The following is an 18,746-nucleotide window of genomic DNA, read 5'->3' as shown; positions in this document are numbered from 1 at the left end:
CGGAAACCGGAGCGGGGGCCGGCGATGACATGGAACACTTTTGCAAGCGGCTGCTTGCAATTGTTAGCGCGGGTGGGCAGTATCGAAGCATGGCATCGCTCAACGTCGGAAGCCTCGGCGAATACCTGCGCGAGCAGCGGCGCACCGCGCAGCTGTCCCTGCGGCAGCTCGCCGATGCCGCCGGGGTGTCCAATCCGTATCTGAGCCAGATCGAGCGCGGGCTGCGCAAGCCGAGCGCGGAGGTGCTCCAGCAGGTCGCCAAGGCGCTGCGGATCTCCGCCGAGACGCTGTACGTGCGCGCGGGCATCCTCGACGCGGAGCGGGAGCGGGACGAGGTGGAGACGCGTGCGGTGATCCTCGCCGACCCCTCGCTCGACGAGCGTCAGAAGCAGGTCCTGCTGCAGATCTACGAGTCGTTCCGGAAGGAGAACGCGGCCGCGCGAGCGGAGCGTTCACCGCGGGACGGGGACGGATCGGACGGCGGGACGCACGACGACGGCACCGACGGCGATGCCGAGCCCTCAAGCAGCAGTTGATGTGATCCGGGAGGACCACCCCATGGCCATCAAGGACGACCTCCGCAAGACCTTCAGCGACCCGACCCCGCTGTACTTCGCCGCCGGCACCGCCGAGCTGGCGTTCCAGCAGGCCAAGAAGGTGCCGGGCCTCGTGGAGCAGCTGCGCGCCGAGGCGCCCGCCCGCTTCGAGGCCGTGCGCGGCACCGACCCCAAGGACGTGCAGGAGAAGGCCACGGCGCGCGCCAAGGAGGCGCAGGCCGTGCTGACCGCCAAGGTCGGCGAGTTCGTGGCCGTGCTCGACACCGATCTGAAGAAGCTCGGCGAGACGGCCCAGGAGTACGCGCTGCGCGGTGTCGGCTTCGCCGCCGAGGCCGCCGTCAAGGCGCGTGAGACGTACGAGAAGGTCGCCGAGCACGGCGAGGAGACCGTGAAGGCGTGGCGCGGCGAGGCCGCCGAGGAGATCAACGAGATCGCCGTGGCCGTCGAGCCGGACGCCGAGCCCGAGACCGTTCCCGGTCAGGCCGCCGCGCCGGCCGCCGAGAAGGACGCTCCGGCCGCCAGGCCCGCCGCGAAGAAGGCCCCGGCCGCCGCCCGGAAGGCGCCCGCGGCGAAGAAGGCCCCGGCGAAGAAGCCCGCCGCGAAGAAGGCCACGCCGCCCGCCGAGTGAGGGGCGCCGCGTGACGGGTACGTCGACGGGCCGGGCACCTTCGGGGTGCCCGGCCCGTTGTTACGGGTACGGTGACCCGCGTACGGGTCGTCTCGGAACTCTGGGTGGGTGAGCGTTGTGCTGATGTCGGCTTTCGGCAACGTGGTGTGGCTGCTCTACACCGCCATGCTCGTGCTCGCGGTCGTCGCCTTCGTGCTGGCCGCGGTGGCCCGGGAGGACGCGTACCGGGCCGCGAGCAAGCAGACGAAGCCGTTCTGGCTGATCATCCTGGGCATCGCGGTCGTGGTGAACCTGCTGGTGCCGATGCTGTTCCTGCAGCTCGCGGGCCTCGTGGCGTCGATCGTCTTCTTCGTGGACGTGCGCCCGGCCCTGAAGCAGGTCGGCGGAGGCGGTGGCGGCGGCTGGCGGCGCGGCGGCGGCTCCAGCAGCGACGGCCCGTACGGGCCGTACAACGGTCGGCGGTGACCTGACGCCTTCGGGCGGTGGTGACGTGACGCCTCTTCCGGCGGCCGCGACGCCTTCCGGAGGGGTGATGACGACGACGGGCGCGCCGGATCGGCGTGCCCTTGTCCGTCACCGGGGCGTCATCGGACCGTCATCGGTCCAGCAGGAGCACCGCCACGTCGTCGGTCAGCTCGCCGCCGTTGAGGTCGCGGACCTCGTTCACGGCGGAGTCCAGGAGCTCCTCGCCCTGGAGGCCCGCCGCACGGCTGCGGCGGATCAGGTCGACCATGCCCTCCTGGCCGAGGCGGCGGTTGCCGTCACCGATCCGGCCCTCGATCAGACCGTCCGTGTAGAGCATCAGGCTCCACGACGGGCCCAGCTCGACCTGCATGCGCGGCCAGCGGGCACGCGGGAGCAGGCCCAGGGCCGGTCCGCTGTTCTCGTACGGGAGCAGCGTCGCCTGGCGGCCGGGGCTCGCGATGAGCGGCGAGGGGTGGCCGGCCAGGCACAGGCCCGCGCGGCGGCCGTCCGGCGCGATGTCCACCGTGCACAGGGTCGCGAAGATCTCGTCGTTCTCCCGCTCGTGCTCCAGGACCTGCTGGAGCGTGGAGAGGAGCTCGTCGCCGCACAGTCCGGCGAAGGTCAGCGCGCGCCAGGCGATCCGCAGCTCGACGCCGAGCGCGGCCTCGTCGGGGCCGTGGCCGCAGACGTCGCCGATCATGGCGTGGACCGTGCCGTCGGGGGTGCGCACGACGTCGTAGAAGTCGCCGCCGAGCAGGGCCCGGGAGCGGCCGGGGCGGTAGCGCGCGGCGAACCGCAGCGGGGAACCGTCGAGCAGCGGGGTCGGCAGCAGGCCGCGCTCCAGGCGGGCGTTCTCCTGGGCGCGCAGGCGCGACTCGGTGAGCTTGCGCTGGGCCACGTCCGCGCGCTTGCGCTCGACGGCGTAGCGCACGGCGCGGCCCAGGATGCGGGCGTCCAGCTCGTCGCGGAACAGGTAGTCCTGGGCGCCGACGCGCACCGCCTCGGCGCCGCGCTCGGCGTCGCCGGAGTCCGTCAGGGCCAGCACGGCCTGGCGCGGGGCGAGGCGCAGCACGTGCCGGAGGGTCTCCAGCTCGTCGGCGTCCTCGTCCTGGCGGGCCGTACGGGTGTCGGGCAGCGCGAGGTCGAGCACGATGCAGTTCACGTCGTCGGTGAGCAGTCGCTCGGCCTCGGTGAGGTTGCGGGCGGTGCGGACGCGGACCGGCTTTCCGGCGGCGTCCGGCATCTCGGGGATGCTCAGGGAGCCGGCCGGGTCGTCCTCGATGACCAGCAGCGTCAGGCCCGTGGCGGGTCCGGTCGCGGCCGATGCGTGAACGGTCGTGCTGTTGCTGTTGCTGCCGATGTTGCTGTCGTGGGCGGTCGTCGGCGCGGTCGGGTCCGCGGACGGTGTCGTAGGCGCAGCTTGAGCCTGACCACCTTCCGCGGCCGGGATCGCTCTCTGCCGCGGTACGGGTACGGGCATCGCTTCGGTTTCCTTCCCTCCCCCCGAGGGCGCGGTGGGACGAAGGTCCTCGGCCCACCAGACGGGGACCTTAGCGGTACCCGGCGGCTCAGCGGAATGGTGAGCCGCAAACGGCCAGTGTCATATGCCGCAAGGGGTAACGGAATTGGGCACGTTCTGGCCCTCCGGGCCTGTGTGGGGGATGACGAACATCACGCCACCCCACCGCAACCGCCCGTCCCCAAGTGCCCTGCGTCACGTGCGCTCCATCACGCCTACCGCCCGGTAGCCGGGGTGATGCCCCCTCACCTCACCCTCCGGCTACAGCGCCACCGCCGCAGGGGCCGACGCCGGCCGCCGGGTGCACCACCGCCGTGGCCGCTCGCGCAGTTCCCCGCGCCCCTGAAAGGCACACTCCGTGCGCCCCCAGGGCCACGACGAAGCCGCTCCTCGGAACGAGAAGCCCCCCGTGAGGGGCGCGGGGAACTGCGCGCGAAGCCCCACCGGGTCGGCACCGACGACGAACAGTCGACGCGCCCGAGGCAAGAGGCGCCGGGGAGGAAGCGCCCCGTGAGGGGCGCGGGGAACTGCGCGAGCGGCCACGACGGCGCGGCACCCGGCGACGATCCTGGACCGCTGGGGCGGTGGCGCTCTGCCCGAGACCGGGCGAGTCGCGAGGCACCCCGGCAAGAGGCGCCGGGGAGGAAGCGCCCCGTGAGGGGCGCGGGGAACTGCGCGCTCAGCCACGACGGCGCGGCACCCGGCGACGATCCTCGACCCCTACGGCGGCGCCGCGACCGGCACCCCAAAGGCGCACCCGGCGCCAAGGCACTGCCCGAGGCCGGCCGCCGGGCCGACGCCCCCGGAGGGGGCGGGTGGGTGGGAGCAGGGAGCGGGCCAATCGAGAGGCGCCGCGCTGCAGGCGAGACGGCCTGGGCTGAAGGCGAGGCGAGCCTGGGCTGGGGGATGAGGCGAGCCCGGGCTGAGGGTGAGAGGCGTCGGACGGGAGGCGAGGCAGCCTGGGCTGAAGGCGAGACGGCCCGGGCTCAAGGCGAGGTGAGCCTGGGCTGCAGGCGAGACGGCCTGGGGAAGGTGTGGGGTGTCGGGCCGGAGGCCGGGCGGCGCGAGAGGGGGGCCGGGCCCGCGGGGCGTGAGGCTCCGTGGGAGAGGGCCCGGCCCGGGCGGAGCCCCTACGCGTCGGGCCGCACAACCCCCAATATGCCCATCGACCCCGCCCCGGCCACGGTCACCGACCGCCCGGGCCGCGGGGCATGGATGATCGCCCCGTCCCCGATGTACATGCCGACATGACTCGCGTCACCGTGGTAGATGATCAGGTCCCCGGGCCGCATGTCCTTCACGTCGATGTGCCGGAGCTGCTTCCACTGCTCCTGCGAGGTACGGGGAATGGGCCGCCCCGCCGCGGCCCACGCCTGGGACGTCAGCCCCGAGCAGTCGTAGGACTTCGGCCCCTCGGCCCCCCACACGTACGGCTTGCCGAGCTGCGCGGTGGCGAACTCCACCGCCTTCTTGCCGGCCTTGGTGGCCCGGCCGCTGATCTCCTTGAGGACGCCGGAGGACAGCCAGGCCGTCTGGGCCTTCTGCTCGGCCTCCTCCTCCAGCTTGCGCAGCCGCTCCCGCTCCTTCTTCTCGAGCGTGCTCTCGATCTTCTGCGCGGCCTTGATCTGCTTCTCGATGCGCTTCTTCGCGGAGGCCTTCTTCTTGCGGCCCTCCTCCAGCTGCTTCCACTTCGCGGAGGCGTCCTTCGCGTACCCCGCGAGGTCGTCCTGCGTCTTGGTCAGCTGGGACATCAGGTTCTTGGTGGCCTGCTGGCCCTGGTAGACCCGCCCCGCGTTGTCGAGGAACTGCTGGGGGTCGCCGGAGAGCAGGAACTGGGCCTCGCGCGGGACGCCGCCCGTGCGGTACTGCTCCCGCGCCGCCGCCCCCGCGTGCCCCTTGAGGCGGTCGAGCTTGCGCTGGCCGGCCGCGATCTTCTGGGCGAGCTTCACGATGGCGACGGACTGGTCGTCGGCCTTCTCCTCCGCCGCGTTGTACTCGTCGGTGGCCAGCGCGGCGTCGTGGTACAGCTTGTCGAGCTTCTTGCGGACCGCTTCGAGGTCCGTGCCCGCACCGGCCGCTGGGGCCGAGGGGGCCGAGGCCGAAGGGGAGGCCGGGGGAGCGGGTGCCGCGTAGGCCGCGCCCGGCGCCGTCAGCACGGTCAGGGCGCACACCACCGCCACGGCCGCCATCGTCGTCGTGCTCCGCTTGCTCATCCGCCCCGCCCCCGCAGTAGCCGAAACCTGATTTACCGTCAGTAACATGCGCGTGCTTCGGGGATGGTGCCACGTCCGCGCCAAATCCGACAGACCCCACACGCCCTGACAGACCCACACGCTCCGGCAGCCCCCCACGCTGTGACGAACGGACCGCCGAGATCGTTCCCCACCCGGCGCGTTCAGCCCGACGGGCGCTCACGCGGCGCCAACGCACCCCAGGTCACGGTGACTTCGCCCTGCCTCCAGCGCCCCGGACGGTCCGTCACCGGCCAGTCCGCCGCGAGGTCCCGCACCGCCCGGATCCACCGCTGGCGCGCCCCGTACGAGGCGTAGGGCGCGGCCGCCGCCCAGGCCCGGTCGAAGTCCCGCAGGAACGCGTGCACCGGCTCGCCCGGCACATTGCGGTGGATCAGCGCCTTGGGCAGCCGCTCGGCCAGGTCGGACGGGGTGTGCAGCGAGCCGAGCCGGGTCGCGAACGTCACCGTGCGCGGACCCTCGGGCCCGAGCGCCACCCACACGTGCCGCCGCCCGATCTCGTCGCAGGTCCCCTCCACGAGCAGCCCGTCCGGCGCGAGCCGCCCGCACAGCCGCGCCCAGACCTCGGCGACCTGCTCCTCGTCGTACTGGCGCAGCACGTTCGCGGCCCGGATCAGCGTCGGCGGCGACGGGAGCGGCAGCTCGAAACCGCCGTGCCGGAAGCTGAGCCCCTCGCGCTCGTACGGCTTCGCGGCCGCGACCCGCGCCGGTTCGATCTCGATGCCCACCACGCGTGCGCGGGGCGCCGCGGCGCGCAGCCGGCCGAGCAGTTCGACGGCGGTCCAGGGCGCCGCCCCGTAGCCGAGGTCGACCGCCACGGGATCGGCGGCGCGGCGCAGCGCGGCGCCGTGCGTCGCCGCGATCCAGCGATCCATACGGCGCAACCGGTTCGGGTTCGTCGTGCCCCGCGTCACCGTTCCCACGGGGCGGGAGGGGGTGCGCGGGCTCATGGCTACGAGGGTATGCGCTGCCCCGGGCGGCCCGGGGCCCGAGCTCCGGGTTCGCGCAGGTGGGAGCGGTGTGGGGGTACAGGGTTGAGCCTCGTACGGTAATGATTGGGCAAAGTGGAAATGGAGGCGGGGGCTCCGGCGTTGCCGCCCATGAAAGAGGGCGCGCGCCCTCTTTGCGCCGTGCCCGCAGTACGCCCGATCTAGGAGGGCCCGCCACGTGAGCCAGTACGTGACCAGGTTCCGCCGTTCCGGCGCGGCGCAGGGCCGCCTGCGCTTCCCCGGTTCCCCGCGCAGGCCGCGGCGCGTCGCCATGCTCAGCGTGCACACCTCCCCGCTCCACCAGCCCGGCACGGGCGACGCGGGCGGCATGAACGTCTACATCGTGGAGCTGGCCAAGCGGCTCGCCGCGATCAACATCGAGGTCGAGATCTTCACCCGCGCCACGACGGGCGCGCTGCCCCCGCAGGTCGAGCTCGCCCCCGGCGTCCTCGTGCGGCACGTCGACGCGGGCCCCTACGAGGGCCTCGCCAAGGAAGAGCTGCCCGCGCAGCTGTGCGCCTTCACGCACGGTGTGATGCAGGCCTGGGCCGGCCACCGGCACGGCCACTACGACCTCGTCCACTCCCACTACTGGCTCTCCGGGCACGTCGGCTGGCTGGCCGCCGAGCGCTGGGGCGTCCCGCTCGTGCACACCATGCACACCATGGCCAAGGTCAAGAACGCGGCGCTCGCCGACGGCGACACCCCCGAGCCGGCCGCCCGCGTCATCGGCGAGACCCAGATCGTGCGCGCCGCCGACCGCCTCATCGCGAACACCGCGGAGGAGGCCGACGAGCTGGTCCGGCACTACGAGGCCGACCCCGGCAAGGTCGCCGTCGTGCACCCCGGCGTGAACCTGGAGCGCTTCACGCCCGGCGACGGCCGCGCCGCCGCCCGCGCCCGCCTCGGCCTGCCGCAGGACGCGCTCATACCCCTGTTCGCCGGCCGCATCCAGCCGCTCAAGGCGCCCGACATCCTCCTCAAGGCCGTCGCCGTCCTGCTCGACGAGCGGCCCGAGCTGCGCTCGCGGATCCTCGTTCCCGTGGTCGGCGGCCCCAGCGGCAGCGGCCTCGCCAAGCCGGCCGCCCTGCAGAAGCTCGCCGCCAGGCTCGGCATCGCCGACGTCGTGCGCTTCCACCCGCCGGTCGGCCAGGACCAGCTCGCCGACTGGTTCCGCGCCGCGTCCCTGCTCGTCATGCCGTCCTACAGCGAGTCCTTCGGGCTCGTCGCCATCGAGGCGCAGGCGGCCGGCACCCCCGTCCTCGCCGCCTCCGTCGGCGGCCTGCCCGTCGCCGTCCGCGACGAGACCACCGGTTTCCTGGTCGACGGCCACGAACCGGCCCGCTACGCGCGCGTGCTCCGTGAGTTCGCCGACCATCCCCACCTGGTGGACAGCATGGGCGACGCCGCCGCCCGGCACGCCCGCTCCTTCGGCTGGGGCACCTCGGCGTCCGCCACGGCCGACGTCTACACCGCGGCCCTGCACGATCACCGCCGTCACGTACTCTCGCTGCATGGCTGAGCACCCCGACGCTGCACAGGACCCGACGCAGGACCCGGCCCAGATCATCGAGTCCACGCTCAAGGACGCGGAACTGGAGTGGGAGCGCCCCGAGCCGGGCTCCTACGTGGTCAAACTGCCCGGCACCCGCAAGCTCTCCACGACGCTCTCGCTGCGCCTGGGCCGCCACAGCCTGTCCCTCAACGCGTTCGTGATCCGTCACCCGGACGAGAACGAGGCGGGCGTCCACCGCTGGCTCCTGGAGCGCAACCTCCGCCTGTACGGCGTGAGTTACGCCGTCGACCCGCTCGGCGACATCTACCTCACCGGCAAGCTCCCGCTCGCCGCCGTCACCCCGGACGAGCTGGACCGTCTCCTCGGCTCGGTCCTGGAGGCCGCCGACGGCTCCTTCAACACGCTGCTCGAACTCGGCTTCGCGAGCGCGATCCGCCGCGAGTACGAGTGGCGCGTCTCGCGCGGCGAGTCCACGCGGAACCTGGACGCGTTCACCCATCTGACTCAGCGTCCCGCCAAGTAGCGCCTCTTTTCCGTCCGTTGCCCCCCTTCCGCAGCGGAGGGTCTGGTGGCATGCTCCCGCACGGCACTCATATGAACACTGTTCATGTATCTGTACGCCGACGAAGGGTGGCAGCGGTGCGGGACTTCAGTAGACGCGGTGTGCTGGGCGGGGCGATCGCGGTCGCGGCGACCGCCGTCACCGGAACCGGTGCGGCGGCCGCCGGCCGTGGGCAGAGCGGGGGCCGGGTGCCGGACCTCTGGCACGAGTTCGTCCGGGACCCGCAGCACCACCCGCAGATCCCCTATGTCGGCCGCGCCGGATACCGCGCGGGCCGCCGCACCTTCGACCGGCCGGGCCGCGTCCTGCGCGCCGAGGACTTCGGCGCCGTCGCCGACGGCACGACCGACAGCGCCCCCGCGATCAACCGGGCGCTGGCCGCCGCCGGAGCGGCCGGCGGCGCCACCGTGCTGCTCGGCGCCGGCACGTACCGGATCGACGACCTGATCCACGTCGGCCACGACGACGTCGTCCTCAAAGGCGCCGGCTCCACGAGCACCACCCTCTACGCCACCCGCCACCTCACCGAACTGATCGGCGCCTACGGCTCCCGCTACGGCGGCACCAAATCCTCCTGGTCCTGGGCGGGCGGCCTGATCTGGCTCTGCCCCGAGGCCCGCTTCCGCGGCCTCACCGACGCGATCCGCGCGAAGAACTGGCCGTTCGAGGGCTGGACCGGAAACGCGCGCGACGAGTGGGAGACCCTGACGACGGTCGCCGCCGCCCCGCGCGGCTCCTGGACGATCACCGTCGCGGACCCCTCCGCCCTCGGCGCCGGAGACCTCGTCCTGCTCCGCCTCGCCGACGACGCCGGCCACACGCTCCTGGAGCACATGGCGGGCGGCGGCCCCGGCCCCGAGGCCTACACCTGGGACGACAAGACCAAGCTCACCTCGTACGTCCCCTACGAATGGCCCGTGCGGATCACCTCCGTGCGCGGCGACCGCGTCACCCTGGAACGCCCGCTCCCGCTCGACGTCCGCCCCGAGTGGGACCCGCGCCTCACCACCCACGTGCGGGCACTGACCGGCGCCGGGGTCGAGGGCCTCACCCTGGAGGCCGTCGAGACACCGCAGGCGCCGCACCTCCTCGACAAGGGCTACAACGGCGTCGCCCTCCAGTGCACGTACGACTGCTTCGTCGACGACGTCACCGTCCACAACGTCGACAACGGCTTCGGGCTCGTCGCCGCCTCCGCCTCGACCCTGCGCCGCACGGCCGTGGGCGGGCGCGGCGAGCACCATCCGTACTTCTGCCGCGAGGGCTCGCACGACAACCTCGTCGAGGACTTCACGATCCGGCAGCGCACCGTCCCCGCCCCCGCCGGCACCCAGCTGCACGGCATCAACGTGGAGGGCCTGTCCTCGCACAACGTCTGGTCGCGCGGACGCATGGAGATGGGCACCTTCGACTCGCACCGCGGCATGCCGTTCGGGAACGTCCGCACCGACATCACGGTGAACAACAACGGCGCGCACGGCGGCGACGCCTCCGCGGGCCCGCTCTTCGGCGCGCGCTTCGCCCACTGGAACATCCGCGTCACCAACGAGCGCGCGGGCCTCATGAAGATCGACGGGCTCGCCCCGTGGAGCGCGACCGTCGGGATCAACACGGTCCGCGAGTTCGGCCAGACCGACGTGCCCGACTTCGCGGGCGACCTGCACACGCGCCTGGAGCTGTACGGGACGGCGGACGTGGTGCGGCCGCGCAATCTGTACGACGCCCAGCGCGAGCTGTGACGCCGCGGCTCAGCCCAGCGCGACCATCCTGACGACGGTCACGGTGAGCACGGAACCGGAGACGTAGTAGAGGACTATCGCGCCGCCGATCGTGGCCTCGCGCCGGTCCCGTTCCCCCGCGACCGAGCTGGAGCCGTGGCCGTACGGGTCGTGGGCGAGGGTGCGGGACATCTCCGCGCGGAAGGCGTCCGCGTCGGCCATCTTGGCGAGGGTGTCGTCGGCGGGCGGGGCGTACGCGATGCGGCAGGGGCTGCGCCTGCGGCGACGGCTCAAGCCGGCCCCCGCCTCTCCGCCTCGTCGCGCGCGAGCCGGGCCAGGATCGCGTCGGCCTCCGGGTCCGGCACGGCCTCCAGCATCCAGTGCCGCATCACGGCGTGGATCTCGTCGACGCCCGCCGCGTTGATCGCCCGGTCGAACTCCGTGCGGCGCTCCGGGTCGAGGGCCGCGCGGATCGCCGGAATGCTGTTCGGGACGTCCACCTCGATGCCGCCGACGAGCGTTCTGGGCGGTTCGTCCGTTCTCGGCGCTTCGGTCCTCGGTGCTTCGGGCATGTACGGTCCCGTACCCCTCTGTACGGTCCCGTACCCGCCCCCGCGCGGTCTTCCCAAGTGCCGGGTCAGGCCGGGGCGTTCTCCGCGGCGGGCGCCGCGACGGCCGGAGTCGCCGGCACCGGGTCCGCGGCGGGCTCGTCCGGGAGCCGGCCGGGCAGCCCGCGCATCAGGACCCAGTAGCCGAACGCGGTGACCGTGCCGAGCACCGCGCAGCCGCCCCACAGCCAGCCGGCCCCCGCCGAGTCGAGCACCCAGCCGCCCGCGAGCGGGGCGACCAGCGCGGCGGCCGACCACGACGTCGTGTAGACGCCCTGATAGCGGCCGCGGCCCTCGGCGGGCGCGAGCCGGGCCACGAGCCCGGACTGGGTCGGCGCGTTCACCATCTCGCCGAGCGTCCACACGACGACGGTCAGCGCGTACGCGGCCAGCGAGCCGGCGAAGGCGGTCAGCGCGAATCCGTAGCCGATGAGGAGCGAGGAGACGGTGAGCAGGCGGCCCGGGTCGCGGCGCTCGATGAACCGGGTCAGCGGAATCTGCAGGGCGACGATCACCACCCCGTTCACGGCGGCGACCAGGCCCACGTCCGAGCTGCTGAACCCGTTCTCCCCCATCACGATCGGCAGGCCCACCGAGGACTGCGTGAAGATCACGGCGACGAGGAAGGACAGACCGACCATCAGCATGAAACGGCCGTCGCGCAGCACGGTGCCCATCGTGACGGGCGCGGGCCCGGCCTCACCGGCCGAGCGGACGGTCTGCTCGGGGCGCGACTCCTTCACCTTCACGAACACGACCAGCGCGCAGGCCAGCGTCATGCCCGCCTCGACGAGGAAGCCGAGCGTGTAGCTCTGGGCGACGAGGAAACCGGCGTACACGGAGGAGACCGCGAACCCGAGGTTGATCGCCCAGTAGTTGAGGGAGAAGGCCCGCACCCGGTCCTTCGGGGGCACGATGTCGGCCATCATCGCCTGGATCGCGGGCCGCGACGCGTTCGAGGCGAGGCCCAGCGCGAAGCCCGTGACGGCGATCCCGGCCGGGTCCCGCACGAAGGCGAGCACGGCGACCGTCGCGGCCGTCGCGAGCTGCGCCGTGAGCAGGGTCGGCCGGCGCCCGAGCCGGTCCGCGAGCACCCCGCCGAGCACCGAGGCGATGACCCCGCCGAGCCCGATCAGCGACGCGACCAGACCCGCGTACGCCGCCGAGAATCCGCGCTGGGCCGTCAGGTACAGGGCGAGGAACGTGAGGACGAAGGCACCGAGGCGGTTGACCAAGGTGCTGGTCCACAGCCACCAGAACTCCCTCGGCAGCCCGGACACGGACTCCCGTGTGGCACGTCTGAGCGCGGCGACGGACATGGGTGCATCCCCCGGGGTGTGGGTAAGTGGCGAGATCGGTCTCCGTAACTTACGACCGGGGTCCCGGAAGCGGCCACTGAATTGACGGCTACCGTCAATCGGCGGCTCGAATCCCGGTCGATTAGGCTCGGGCCCATGGCCGACGCACCGTACAAGCTGATCCTCCTCCGCCACGGCGAGAGCGAATGGAACGCGAAGAACCTGTTCACCGGTTGGGTGGACGTCAACCTCACCGAGAAGGGCGAGAAGGAGGCGGTCCGCGGCGGTGAGCTGCTCAAGGACGCCGGCCTGCTCCCCGACGTGCTGCACACCTCTCTCCAGAAGCGCGCGATCCGCACCGCGCAGCTGGCCCTCGAGGCCGCCGACCGCCACTGGATCCCGGTCCACCGCAGCTGGCGTCTGAACGAGCGCCACTACGGCGCCCTCCAGGGCAAGGACAAGGCTCAGACCCTGGCCGAGTTCGGCGAGGAGCAGTTCATGCTCTGGCGCCGCTCGTACGACACCCCGCCGCCGGCCCTGGACCGGGACGACAAGTACTCCCAGTTCGACGACCCGCGCTACGCGGCCCTCCCGCCGGAGCTGCGCCCGCAGACGGAGTGCCTCAAGGACGTCGTCGTCCGCATGCTCCCGTACTGGTTCGACGGCATCGTCCCCGACCTCCTCGCGGGCAAGACGGTCCTGGTCGCGGCCCACGGCAACTCGCTGCGCGCCCTGGTCAAGCACCTCGACGGCATCTCCGACGCGGACATCGCGGGCCTGAACATCCCGACCGGCATCCCGCTCTCGTACGAGCTGGACGCCGACTTCAAGCCCCTGAACCCGGGCGGCACCTACCTCGACCCCGACGCGGCCGCCGCGGCGATCGAGGCGGTCAAGAACCAGGGCAAGAAGTAAGCAGCCCGAGAAGTGAGCGGGCCCCTGCCGGACCACCGGCGGGGGCCCGCCGTGTTCTGTGTTCTGCGGGGGGACTTGATGGAGCGGGACGTCGTGACGACGGTCTTCCACTGCCGTGACTGCGGCCGTGCCCTCACACCGGCGGTGACGGAGCGGCCGCTGCCGGACCCCGACCGGGACGAGGGGTGGTACCGGCGGGAGGCGTCCGCCACGGACGAGCACGGGCACTGCGACAGTCCGATCGTGCGGATGGCACCCGGCACGTTCGCGGTCGACCCGGAGCCCTCGGGGCCGCCGTACGTCCTCGACGAAGCCTCCGGCCTGCTGGTGGAGTCGGGGCCGCGGGGCACCGTCGTGCTCCATCACGGCGACGGCCCCGGCCTGGAGCCCCATCCCGACCCGGCGCTGCGCCGCGGCTACTGCTGCGGCATGGACGGGGAGTGGGGGCCGAACCTGGTGTGCGGGTGCGGCGCCGTCGTCGCCACCCTCTACTCGGACTGCCACCAGGTGCGGGAACTCCGGCTGCGGCCCGAGGCCGTCGTCAGCCGGGCAGGGCGAGAAGCATGACGTCGTACCGGTCCGCGCCCGGACCGAAGGGGCCGGACTCGCCCACCTTGCGATACCCCCAGGAGCGGTAGGCCGCGGCGGCCGGTTCGGCGGAACCGTGCACGTTCAGGAGGACCCGCTCGGCCGTGATGCCGGTCAGCAGGGTGTCGTGGAGCCGGCGGGCGATGCCCCGGCCCCGCCAGGGGGCGCGCACCGCGAGCTCCATCAGCCCGAACGTGCGGCGGCCGTCCTCGCGGCGCAGCGACGCGGGGACCGGCTCGGCCAGTTCGTCCCACCAGGGGGTGTCCGGTGGGACGGCGTGGCCGAACGCCATGCCGACCGGTTCACCTCCGGGCGCGGTGGCCAGGGCGGCCAGGAATCCGGGGCGGGCGGTCTGGTCGGGGAAGCGGGCGGCGGCGGACGCGATGCCTTCGGCGGGCTCGTCGTACGGGGGCTCCGCGAAGACCTCGGCGTACACGGCGAGGAAGGCGGACGCGGAACGGGCCGCGCCGGGGCCGGACAGCGGCTCCACGGTGACGGTCGCCGGCGCGGTCATGCCGGGCCCCGGAGCAGCGGGGCCAGCAGGAGCGCCGGGTCCGTGCCGGACGGCAGACCGGAGACCTGGGCGTCGCCCAGTTCCACCAGGCGCCAGGTGCCGTCGTCGGTGCGGCGGGCCAGGTCGGTCGTGACGAAGCGGCTCGGGAGCGCGGCGACCAGGGGGCGCAGGTCGTCCAGTGGGGGAGCGGGGCGGAGGTCCGGGGTGTCGGGGTGCGGGGTGGTGAGGAGGGGTGCGCCGTCCAGCCACCAGACGCGGGCCTCGCCGACGGCGCGGTCGAAGGGTTCGAAGGCACGGAGCACGACGCCGCCCGTCAGATCGTCGCCCTGGAGCTCGACGAAGCGGCTCACCACCCGGTGCACGGCCTCCGTGTCGGCGAGGTCGGGCAGGTGGCAGGCCTCGTCCCACTCGTGCTTGCGGGACTTCACGTAGTCCTTGACCAGCCCCGCGCCGGAGGGGAGCGCCGCGGTGAGCGAGGCGAGCGCGGCGAGGGCCGGGGGCTCGTGCGGGGCGCAGGGGGCGTACGTGGTGGGCGGGGTCAGACCGGTGAACGCGGCGTACCAGCCCGGGAGTTCGTGTGCCGTGCGGTACATCGCCGGGGTCGTGAGCAGTCGGATCCCGCGGGCGGCCAGCACCGCCGAGAGGGACGCGTAGGCCGGCGCCGGGATCATCCAGCCCCGGTACCAGGCGGGCCCCAGGTCACGCGGCACACGGCGTACGGCCTCCTCGGCGCGGCCCGCGAGCAGAGCGTCGTGGTCCACCAGTCCGACCACCGCCCCGGCCTCCCGGGCGGCCGCGGCCTCCCCCGCGAAGTGCGGGTCACAGGCGACCGGACGCAGCGGGTCGGCACACAGCAGAAGCGCGCAGGAGACGGACACCGGGTCACCGTAGACCGTGGGAGGCCGCCCGCGCCGGTGGGTTTTCGGGGAGCCGGGCGCGGAACAGCCCCCGGCTCGCCGGTTCGCTCGGACGCGGCGGGTGGGGGCCTGTGGTGGGTGGATGCGGTTACTTGTTCCAGCCGCCGGGCGCGTGGCCCGCCGGGTTCTGGTTCTCGGTGTCCTGCGTGAGGTTGTCGTTCTGGCAGCTGGGCTGCTGGCCGCCCGGCTGGTGGCCGGCCGGGTTGCTGCAGGAGGTGTCGACCGGGTGGATCGTGGCGTTCGCGATACCGGCGCTGCCCAGGCCGAGGGCGAGGGAAGCGGCTCCTGCCGCGAGCGCGGCTCCGATCCGTTTCGTCGTGGTTCTGGTCATGGCGAGACCTCGCAGACCGGACATTCGTCCTGATCTCACACTTGTTCTGTGCACCGCATTTTGTCAAGCAAACCCCTACAAAATGGGATGAGTTGACGAAGCCGTGCACGCGTACGGCGATCTGACCGGCCCGTACCGTGCCCACCCGCGCACGGACGGTCCGGCGCACGCGTGAGGGGCGGCCCCGCGCCGGGGCCGCCCCTCACCGGGTCGTGGCTACCCGCAGCAGCCGCCGCACTGGCACGGCGCGCCCGACTGGCAGCCGCAACCGCAGCCCGAGCCGCAGCCGCAGGCGCCGAGGACGGGCAGGAACACCGCCTCGCGCGGCGCCTCCTGCGGGGAGTCGGTCGTCGTGACGGGGGAATCGGCCATGGGGTCCCTCCTCCAAGGCGTGGGTCGCCTTCCTCCCCATTGCATGCCCACCCCGGTACGGCGCATCAACGGCGCACGGGGTTACGCGACGCGCCCCGCCCCACCCCGTGCGCCCCGCACTCGGCTACGCGCCCTCGACCGAGGACTCCGCCTGCTGCAGCTCGTCCGCGTGCTCGCCCGTCACCAGGTACACGACCCGCTTGGCCACCGACACCGCGTGGTCCGCGAACCGCTCGTAGTAGCGGCCGAGCAGCGTCACGTCCACGGCCGTCTCGATGCCGTGCTTCCACTTCTCGTCCATCAGGTGCTGGAAGAGCGTGCGGTGCAGCAGGTCCATCTCGTCGTCGTCCTGCTCCAGCTGCATCGCCAGATCGACGTCCTTCGTGATGATCACCTCGGCCGCCTTCGCCATCAGGCGCTGCGCCAGCTGACCCATCTCCAGGATCGTCGCGTGCAGGTCGTGCGGAACGGCACGGTCCGGGAACCGCAGCCGGGCCAGCTTCGCCACGTGCTGGGCCAGGTCGCCGCTGCGCTCCAGATCCGCGCTCATCCGCAGCGAGGTCACGACGATCCGCAGATCCGTCGCGACCGGCTGCTGGCGGGCGAGCAGCGCTATGGCCCGCGCCTCCAGCTCGTGCTGCAGGTCGTCCACCTTCTGGTCGGCGGCGATCACGGTCTCGGCGAGCTTGAGGTCGGCGTCGAGCATGGCCGTGGTGGCGCGCCCGATCGCCGACCCGACAAGGCGGGCCATCTCGACCAGTCCCTCGCCGATCGAGTCAAGTTCCTCGTGGTACGCGTCACGCATACGAACGTCCCTCTCATCTGTCCGTGGGGCCGGGGCAGCCCCACGCTCCCACGTTCGGCCCAGTACGCGTCCGGATCCGGCACCACAAGTGAATCAGCCCCGTACCCAAGGTGAACTCTGGGCGACGAGTGTTCGAGCTGCCACCCGGACGGCTGTGGGACACCCGCTGACCGCGCATAACCTGAATGCATGGACGTGAACGCGGCGGTCGCCGCAGCGGCAGCGATCGCCGGGGTGTGCACCGGTGTCATCGCCATGCTGGCGTTCCGCTGGAGCGAACGCGACCAGAAACGCCCCACCCGCACCTCCCTGCACACGGACCCGGTCCTTCCGCCCGGCGTCGACACGGTCCTGTCCGTGCTCCGCTCCTCCGCCGTCGTCCTCGACGAGGCGGACAGCGTGGTCAAGGCCAGCTCCGCCGCCTACGCCCTCGGCCTCGTACGCGGCGGCAAGCTCGCCGTCGAACCGATGCTGCAGATGGCCCGCGACACCCGGCGCGACGGAGAGATACGCCAGGTCGAGCTGGACCTCCCGCGCCGCGGCACCGGCCGGGGCGACACCCTCGCCGTGTCCGCCCGCGTGGCCCCGCTCGGCTCCCGGCTCGTACTGCTCCTCGTGGAGGACCTCACCGAGGCCCGGCGCATCGAAGCCGTACGCCGCGACTTCGTCGCCAACGTGAGCCACGAGCTGAAGACCCCGGTCGGCGCCCTCTCCCTCCTGTCCGAGGCCGTCATGGACGCCTCCGACGACCCCGAGGCCGTCGAGCGCTTCGCCGGCCGCATGCAGATCGAGGCCACCCGCCTCACCAGCCTCGTCCAGGAGCTCATCGACCTCTCCCGGGTGCAGAACGACGACCCGCTGGAGGACGCCGAGCCGGTCCGCGTCGACGAACTCGTCGCCGAGGCCATGGACCGCTGCCGTCAGCCCGCCGCCAGCAAGCAGATCACGATGGCGGCCGGCGGCACCGCCGACCTCAACGTGTGGGGCAACCGCGGCCAGCTCGCCGCCGCCCTCGGCAACCTCGTCGAGAACGCGGTCAACTACTCGCCCGCCCGCACCCGCGTGGGGATAGCCGCCCGCCGGGTCACCGCACCCGGCGGAGACCTCATCGAGCTCGCCGTCACCGACCAGGGCATCGGCATCTCCGACAAGGACAAGGAGCGCATCTTCGAGCGCTTCTACCGCGTCGACCCCGCCCGCTCCCGCGCCACCGGCGGCACCGGCCTCGGCCTCGCCATCGTCAAGCACGTGGCCGCCTCGCACGGCGGGGAGGTCACCGTGTGGAGCTCCGAGGGACAGGGCTCCACGTTCACGCTGCGCCTGCCCGAGGCCGCCGCGACCTCTCCCAGTTCCCGCAAGACCACCGCCTCAGGCCCCGGAAACGTACGCGACGAAGACGACGCACACGGGCCCGACAGCACCACCGCATACGCATCCACCCCTGCCCCGGAGGTCCTTCCGTGACCCGAGTGCTCGTCGTAGAGGACGAGGAGTCCTTCTCCGACGCCCTGTCCTACATGCTCCGCAAGGAGGGCTTCGAGGTCGCCATCGCGGCCACCGGCCCCGACGGCCTGGACGAGTTCGAGCGCAACGGCGCCGACCTCGTGCTGCTCGACCTGATGCTGCCCGGCCTGCCCGGCACCGAGGTCTGCCGCCAGCTGCGCGGACGCTCGAACGTGCCGGTCATCATGGTGACCGCCAAGGACAGCGAGATCGACAAGGTCGTCGGCCTGGAGATAGGAGCCGACGACTACGTGACCAAGCCCTTCTCCTCGCGCGAACTGGTGGCCCGCATCCGGGCCGTCCTGCGCCGCCGCGGGGAGCCGGAGGAGGTCGCGCCGCAGGCCCTGGAGGCCGGGCCCGTCCGCATGGACGTCGACCGCCACGTCGTCACCGTCTCCGGTTCCAAGGTCGACCTCCCGCTCAAGGAGTTCGACCTCCTGGAGATGCTCCTGCGCAACGCGGGCCGCGTGCTGACCCGCATGCAGCTCATCGACCGGGTCTGGGGCGCGGACTACGTCGGCGACACCAAGACCCTGGACGTCCACGTGAAGCGCCTGCGCGCCAAGATCGAGCCCGACCCCGGCGCGCCCCGCTACCTCGTGACCGTGCGCGGCCTGGGCTACAAGTTCGAGCCGTAGGCCGGACCTCCTCGCACCAACGCCCGGAGGGCGGCCTTCCCCGACGTGGGA

21 protein-coding genes are annotated in these 18,746 nt (G+C 72.8%); 10 read left to right on the top strand and 11 right to left on the bottom strand.

Annotated elements, in window-relative coordinates:
* Positions 1 to 89: 89 nt before the first annotated feature.
* The 3 genes from ACFW9D_RS23345 to ACFW9D_RS23335 all read left to right on the top strand — a co-directional run bounded on the left by ACFW9D_RS23345 (position 90) and on the right by ACFW9D_RS23335 (position 1,650).
* Positions 90 to 536 (top strand): helix-turn-helix domain-containing protein, encoded by a 447-nt coding sequence (locus ACFW9D_RS23345; RefSeq protein ID WP_384624382.1) that lies wholly within the window; start codon positions 90 to 92, stop codon positions 534 to 536.
* A gap of 22 nt (positions 537 to 558) precedes the next feature.
* Positions 559 to 1,185: a hypothetical protein gene (locus ACFW9D_RS23340; RefSeq protein WP_188337709.1), complete on the top strand. Its 627-nt coding sequence runs from the start codon at positions 559 to 561 to the stop codon at positions 1,183 to 1,185.
* A gap of 117 nt (positions 1,186 to 1,302) precedes the next feature.
* On the top strand, positions 1,303 to 1,650 hold the full coding sequence (locus ACFW9D_RS23335) for a DUF2516 family protein (RefSeq protein WP_188341426.1): 348 nt from the start codon (positions 1,303 to 1,305) through the stop codon (positions 1,648 to 1,650).
* A gap of 130 nt (positions 1,651 to 1,780) precedes the next feature.
* On the opposite strand, the gene ACFW9D_RS23330 is transcribed toward ACFW9D_RS23335, so the two are convergent.
* The 3 genes from ACFW9D_RS23330 to ACFW9D_RS23320 form a co-directional block, all read right to left on the bottom strand.
* Positions 1,781 to 3,130, bottom strand: coding sequence for a PP2C family protein-serine/threonine phosphatase (locus ACFW9D_RS23330; protein ID WP_188337708.1), 1,350 nt, complete (start codon positions 3,128 to 3,130; stop codon positions 1,781 to 1,783).
* Between the two features lie 1,169 nt (positions 3,131 to 4,299).
* Positions 4,300 to 5,382 (bottom strand): C40 family peptidase, encoded by a 1,083-nt coding sequence (locus ACFW9D_RS23325; RefSeq protein ID WP_188337707.1) that lies wholly within the window; start codon positions 5,380 to 5,382, stop codon positions 4,300 to 4,302.
* Positions 5,383 to 5,564: 182 nt separating this feature from the next.
* A complete protein-coding gene (locus ACFW9D_RS23320) occupies positions 5,565 to 6,371 on the bottom strand; it encodes a class I SAM-dependent methyltransferase (RefSeq protein ID WP_188337706.1) in 807 nt (268 codons plus the stop codon).
* Between the two features lie 217 nt (positions 6,372 to 6,588).
* Here ACFW9D_RS23320 and mshA point away from each other — a divergent pair, with 217 nt between their 5' ends.
* The 3 genes from mshA (at position 6,589) to ACFW9D_RS23305 (ending at position 10,227) form a co-directional block, all read left to right on the top strand.
* Positions 6,589 to 7,932 (top strand): D-inositol-3-phosphate glycosyltransferase, encoded by a 1,344-nt coding sequence (mshA, locus tag ACFW9D_RS23315; protein WP_384624381.1) that lies wholly within the window; start codon positions 6,589 to 6,591, stop codon positions 7,930 to 7,932.
* Positions 7,925 to 8,449, top strand: coding sequence for a YbjN domain-containing protein (locus tag ACFW9D_RS23310; protein ID WP_188337704.1), 525 nt, complete (start codon positions 7,925 to 7,927; stop codon positions 8,447 to 8,449). The genes mshA and ACFW9D_RS23310 overlap by 8 nt, the downstream gene beginning before the upstream one ends.
* Positions 8,450 to 8,520: 71 nt before the next feature.
* Positions 8,521 to 10,227, top strand: a complete 1,707-nt coding sequence (locus ACFW9D_RS23305) for a glycosyl hydrolase family 28-related protein (protein WP_188341424.1) — start codon at positions 8,521 to 8,523, stop codon at positions 10,225 to 10,227.
* Positions 10,228 to 10,236: 9 nt separating this feature from the next.
* Here the strand turns inward: ACFW9D_RS23305 and ACFW9D_RS23300 are convergent, their stop codons facing one another.
* The 3 genes from ACFW9D_RS23300 to ACFW9D_RS23290 all read right to left on the bottom strand — a co-directional run bounded on the left by ACFW9D_RS23300 (position 10,237) and on the right by ACFW9D_RS23290 (position 12,133).
* Positions 10,237 to 10,428 (bottom strand): hypothetical protein, encoded by a 192-nt coding sequence (locus ACFW9D_RS23300; protein ID WP_188341425.1) that lies wholly within the window; start codon positions 10,426 to 10,428, stop codon positions 10,237 to 10,239.
* A gap of 68 nt (positions 10,429 to 10,496) precedes the next feature.
* Positions 10,497 to 10,778, bottom strand: a complete 282-nt coding sequence (locus ACFW9D_RS23295) for a hypothetical protein (RefSeq protein ID WP_188337703.1) — start codon at positions 10,776 to 10,778, stop codon at positions 10,497 to 10,499.
* A gap of 65 nt (positions 10,779 to 10,843) precedes the next feature.
* Positions 10,844 to 12,133: an MDR family MFS transporter gene (locus tag ACFW9D_RS23290; protein WP_384624379.1), complete on the bottom strand. Its 1,290-nt coding sequence runs from the start codon at positions 12,131 to 12,133 to the stop codon at positions 10,844 to 10,846.
* A gap of 135 nt (positions 12,134 to 12,268) precedes the next feature.
* On the opposite strand from ACFW9D_RS23290, the gene ACFW9D_RS23285 reads away from it, so the two are divergent.
* Together ACFW9D_RS23285 and ACFW9D_RS23280 are read left to right on the top strand one after the other, a co-directional pair.
* The gene (locus tag ACFW9D_RS23285; protein ID WP_188337701.1) at positions 12,269 to 13,027 is read left to right on the top strand and encodes a phosphoglyceromutase; all 759 of its coding nucleotides are present in this window, start codon (positions 12,269 to 12,271) and stop codon (positions 13,025 to 13,027) included.
* Positions 13,028 to 13,120: 93 nt separating this feature from the next.
* Complete coding sequence (locus tag ACFW9D_RS23280) at positions 13,121 to 13,594, top strand: hypothetical protein (RefSeq protein WP_384624376.1); 474 nt, start codon at positions 13,121 to 13,123, stop codon at positions 13,592 to 13,594.
* Here the strand turns inward: ACFW9D_RS23280 and ACFW9D_RS23275 are convergent.
* From ACFW9D_RS23275 to phoU, 5 genes are all read right to left on the bottom strand, one after another.
* Positions 13,569 to 14,129, bottom strand: coding sequence for a GNAT family N-acetyltransferase (locus tag ACFW9D_RS23275; RefSeq protein WP_384624375.1), 561 nt, complete (start codon positions 14,127 to 14,129; stop codon positions 13,569 to 13,571). The genes ACFW9D_RS23280 and ACFW9D_RS23275 overlap by 26 nt on opposite strands.
* Positions 14,126 to 15,007 (bottom strand): ATP-grasp domain-containing protein, encoded by an 882-nt coding sequence (locus ACFW9D_RS23270; protein ID WP_384624373.1) that lies wholly within the window; start codon positions 15,005 to 15,007, stop codon positions 14,126 to 14,128. The genes ACFW9D_RS23275 and ACFW9D_RS23270 overlap by 4 nt, the downstream gene beginning before the upstream one ends.
* A gap of 127 nt (positions 15,008 to 15,134) precedes the next feature.
* Entirely contained in the window at positions 15,135 to 15,377 is a 243-nt protein-coding gene (locus tag ACFW9D_RS23265; RefSeq protein WP_188337698.1) for a hypothetical protein, read from the bottom strand.
* A gap of 216 nt (positions 15,378 to 15,593) precedes the next feature.
* Positions 15,594 to 15,749 carry a hypothetical protein gene (locus tag ACFW9D_RS23260; RefSeq protein ID WP_384624371.1) on the bottom strand — a complete coding sequence of 52 codons (156 nt, stop codon included), beginning with the start codon at positions 15,747 to 15,749 and terminating at the stop codon, positions 15,594 to 15,596.
* A gap of 124 nt (positions 15,750 to 15,873) precedes the next feature.
* On the bottom strand, positions 15,874 to 16,554 hold the full coding sequence (gene phoU, locus ACFW9D_RS23255) for a phosphate signaling complex protein PhoU (RefSeq protein ID WP_188337696.1): 681 nt from the start codon (positions 16,552 to 16,554) through the stop codon (positions 15,874 to 15,876).
* A gap of 189 nt (positions 16,555 to 16,743) precedes the next feature.
* On the opposite strand from phoU, the gene ACFW9D_RS23250 reads away from it, so the two are divergent.
* The gene (locus ACFW9D_RS23250; protein ID WP_384624368.1) at positions 16,744 to 18,018 is read left to right on the top strand and encodes a sensor histidine kinase; all 1,275 of its coding nucleotides are present in this window, start codon (positions 16,744 to 16,746) and stop codon (positions 18,016 to 18,018) included.
* Positions 18,015 to 18,695 (top strand): response regulator transcription factor, encoded by a 681-nt coding sequence (locus ACFW9D_RS23245; RefSeq protein ID WP_018527980.1) that lies wholly within the window; start codon positions 18,015 to 18,017, stop codon positions 18,693 to 18,695. Before ACFW9D_RS23250 ends, ACFW9D_RS23245 begins: the two co-directional genes overlap by 4 nt.
* The last annotated feature ends 51 nt before the right edge of the window (positions 18,696 to 18,746 follow it).

The organism is Streptomyces sp. NPDC059524, assembly GCF_042749255.1.
GTDB classification, from domain to species: Bacteria; Actinomycetota; Actinomycetes; order Streptomycetales; family Streptomycetaceae; genus Streptomyces; species Streptomyces xanthii.
Note: the sequence above shows the minus strand (reverse complement) of the source record. Positions and strands in the feature narration are given on the sequence as shown.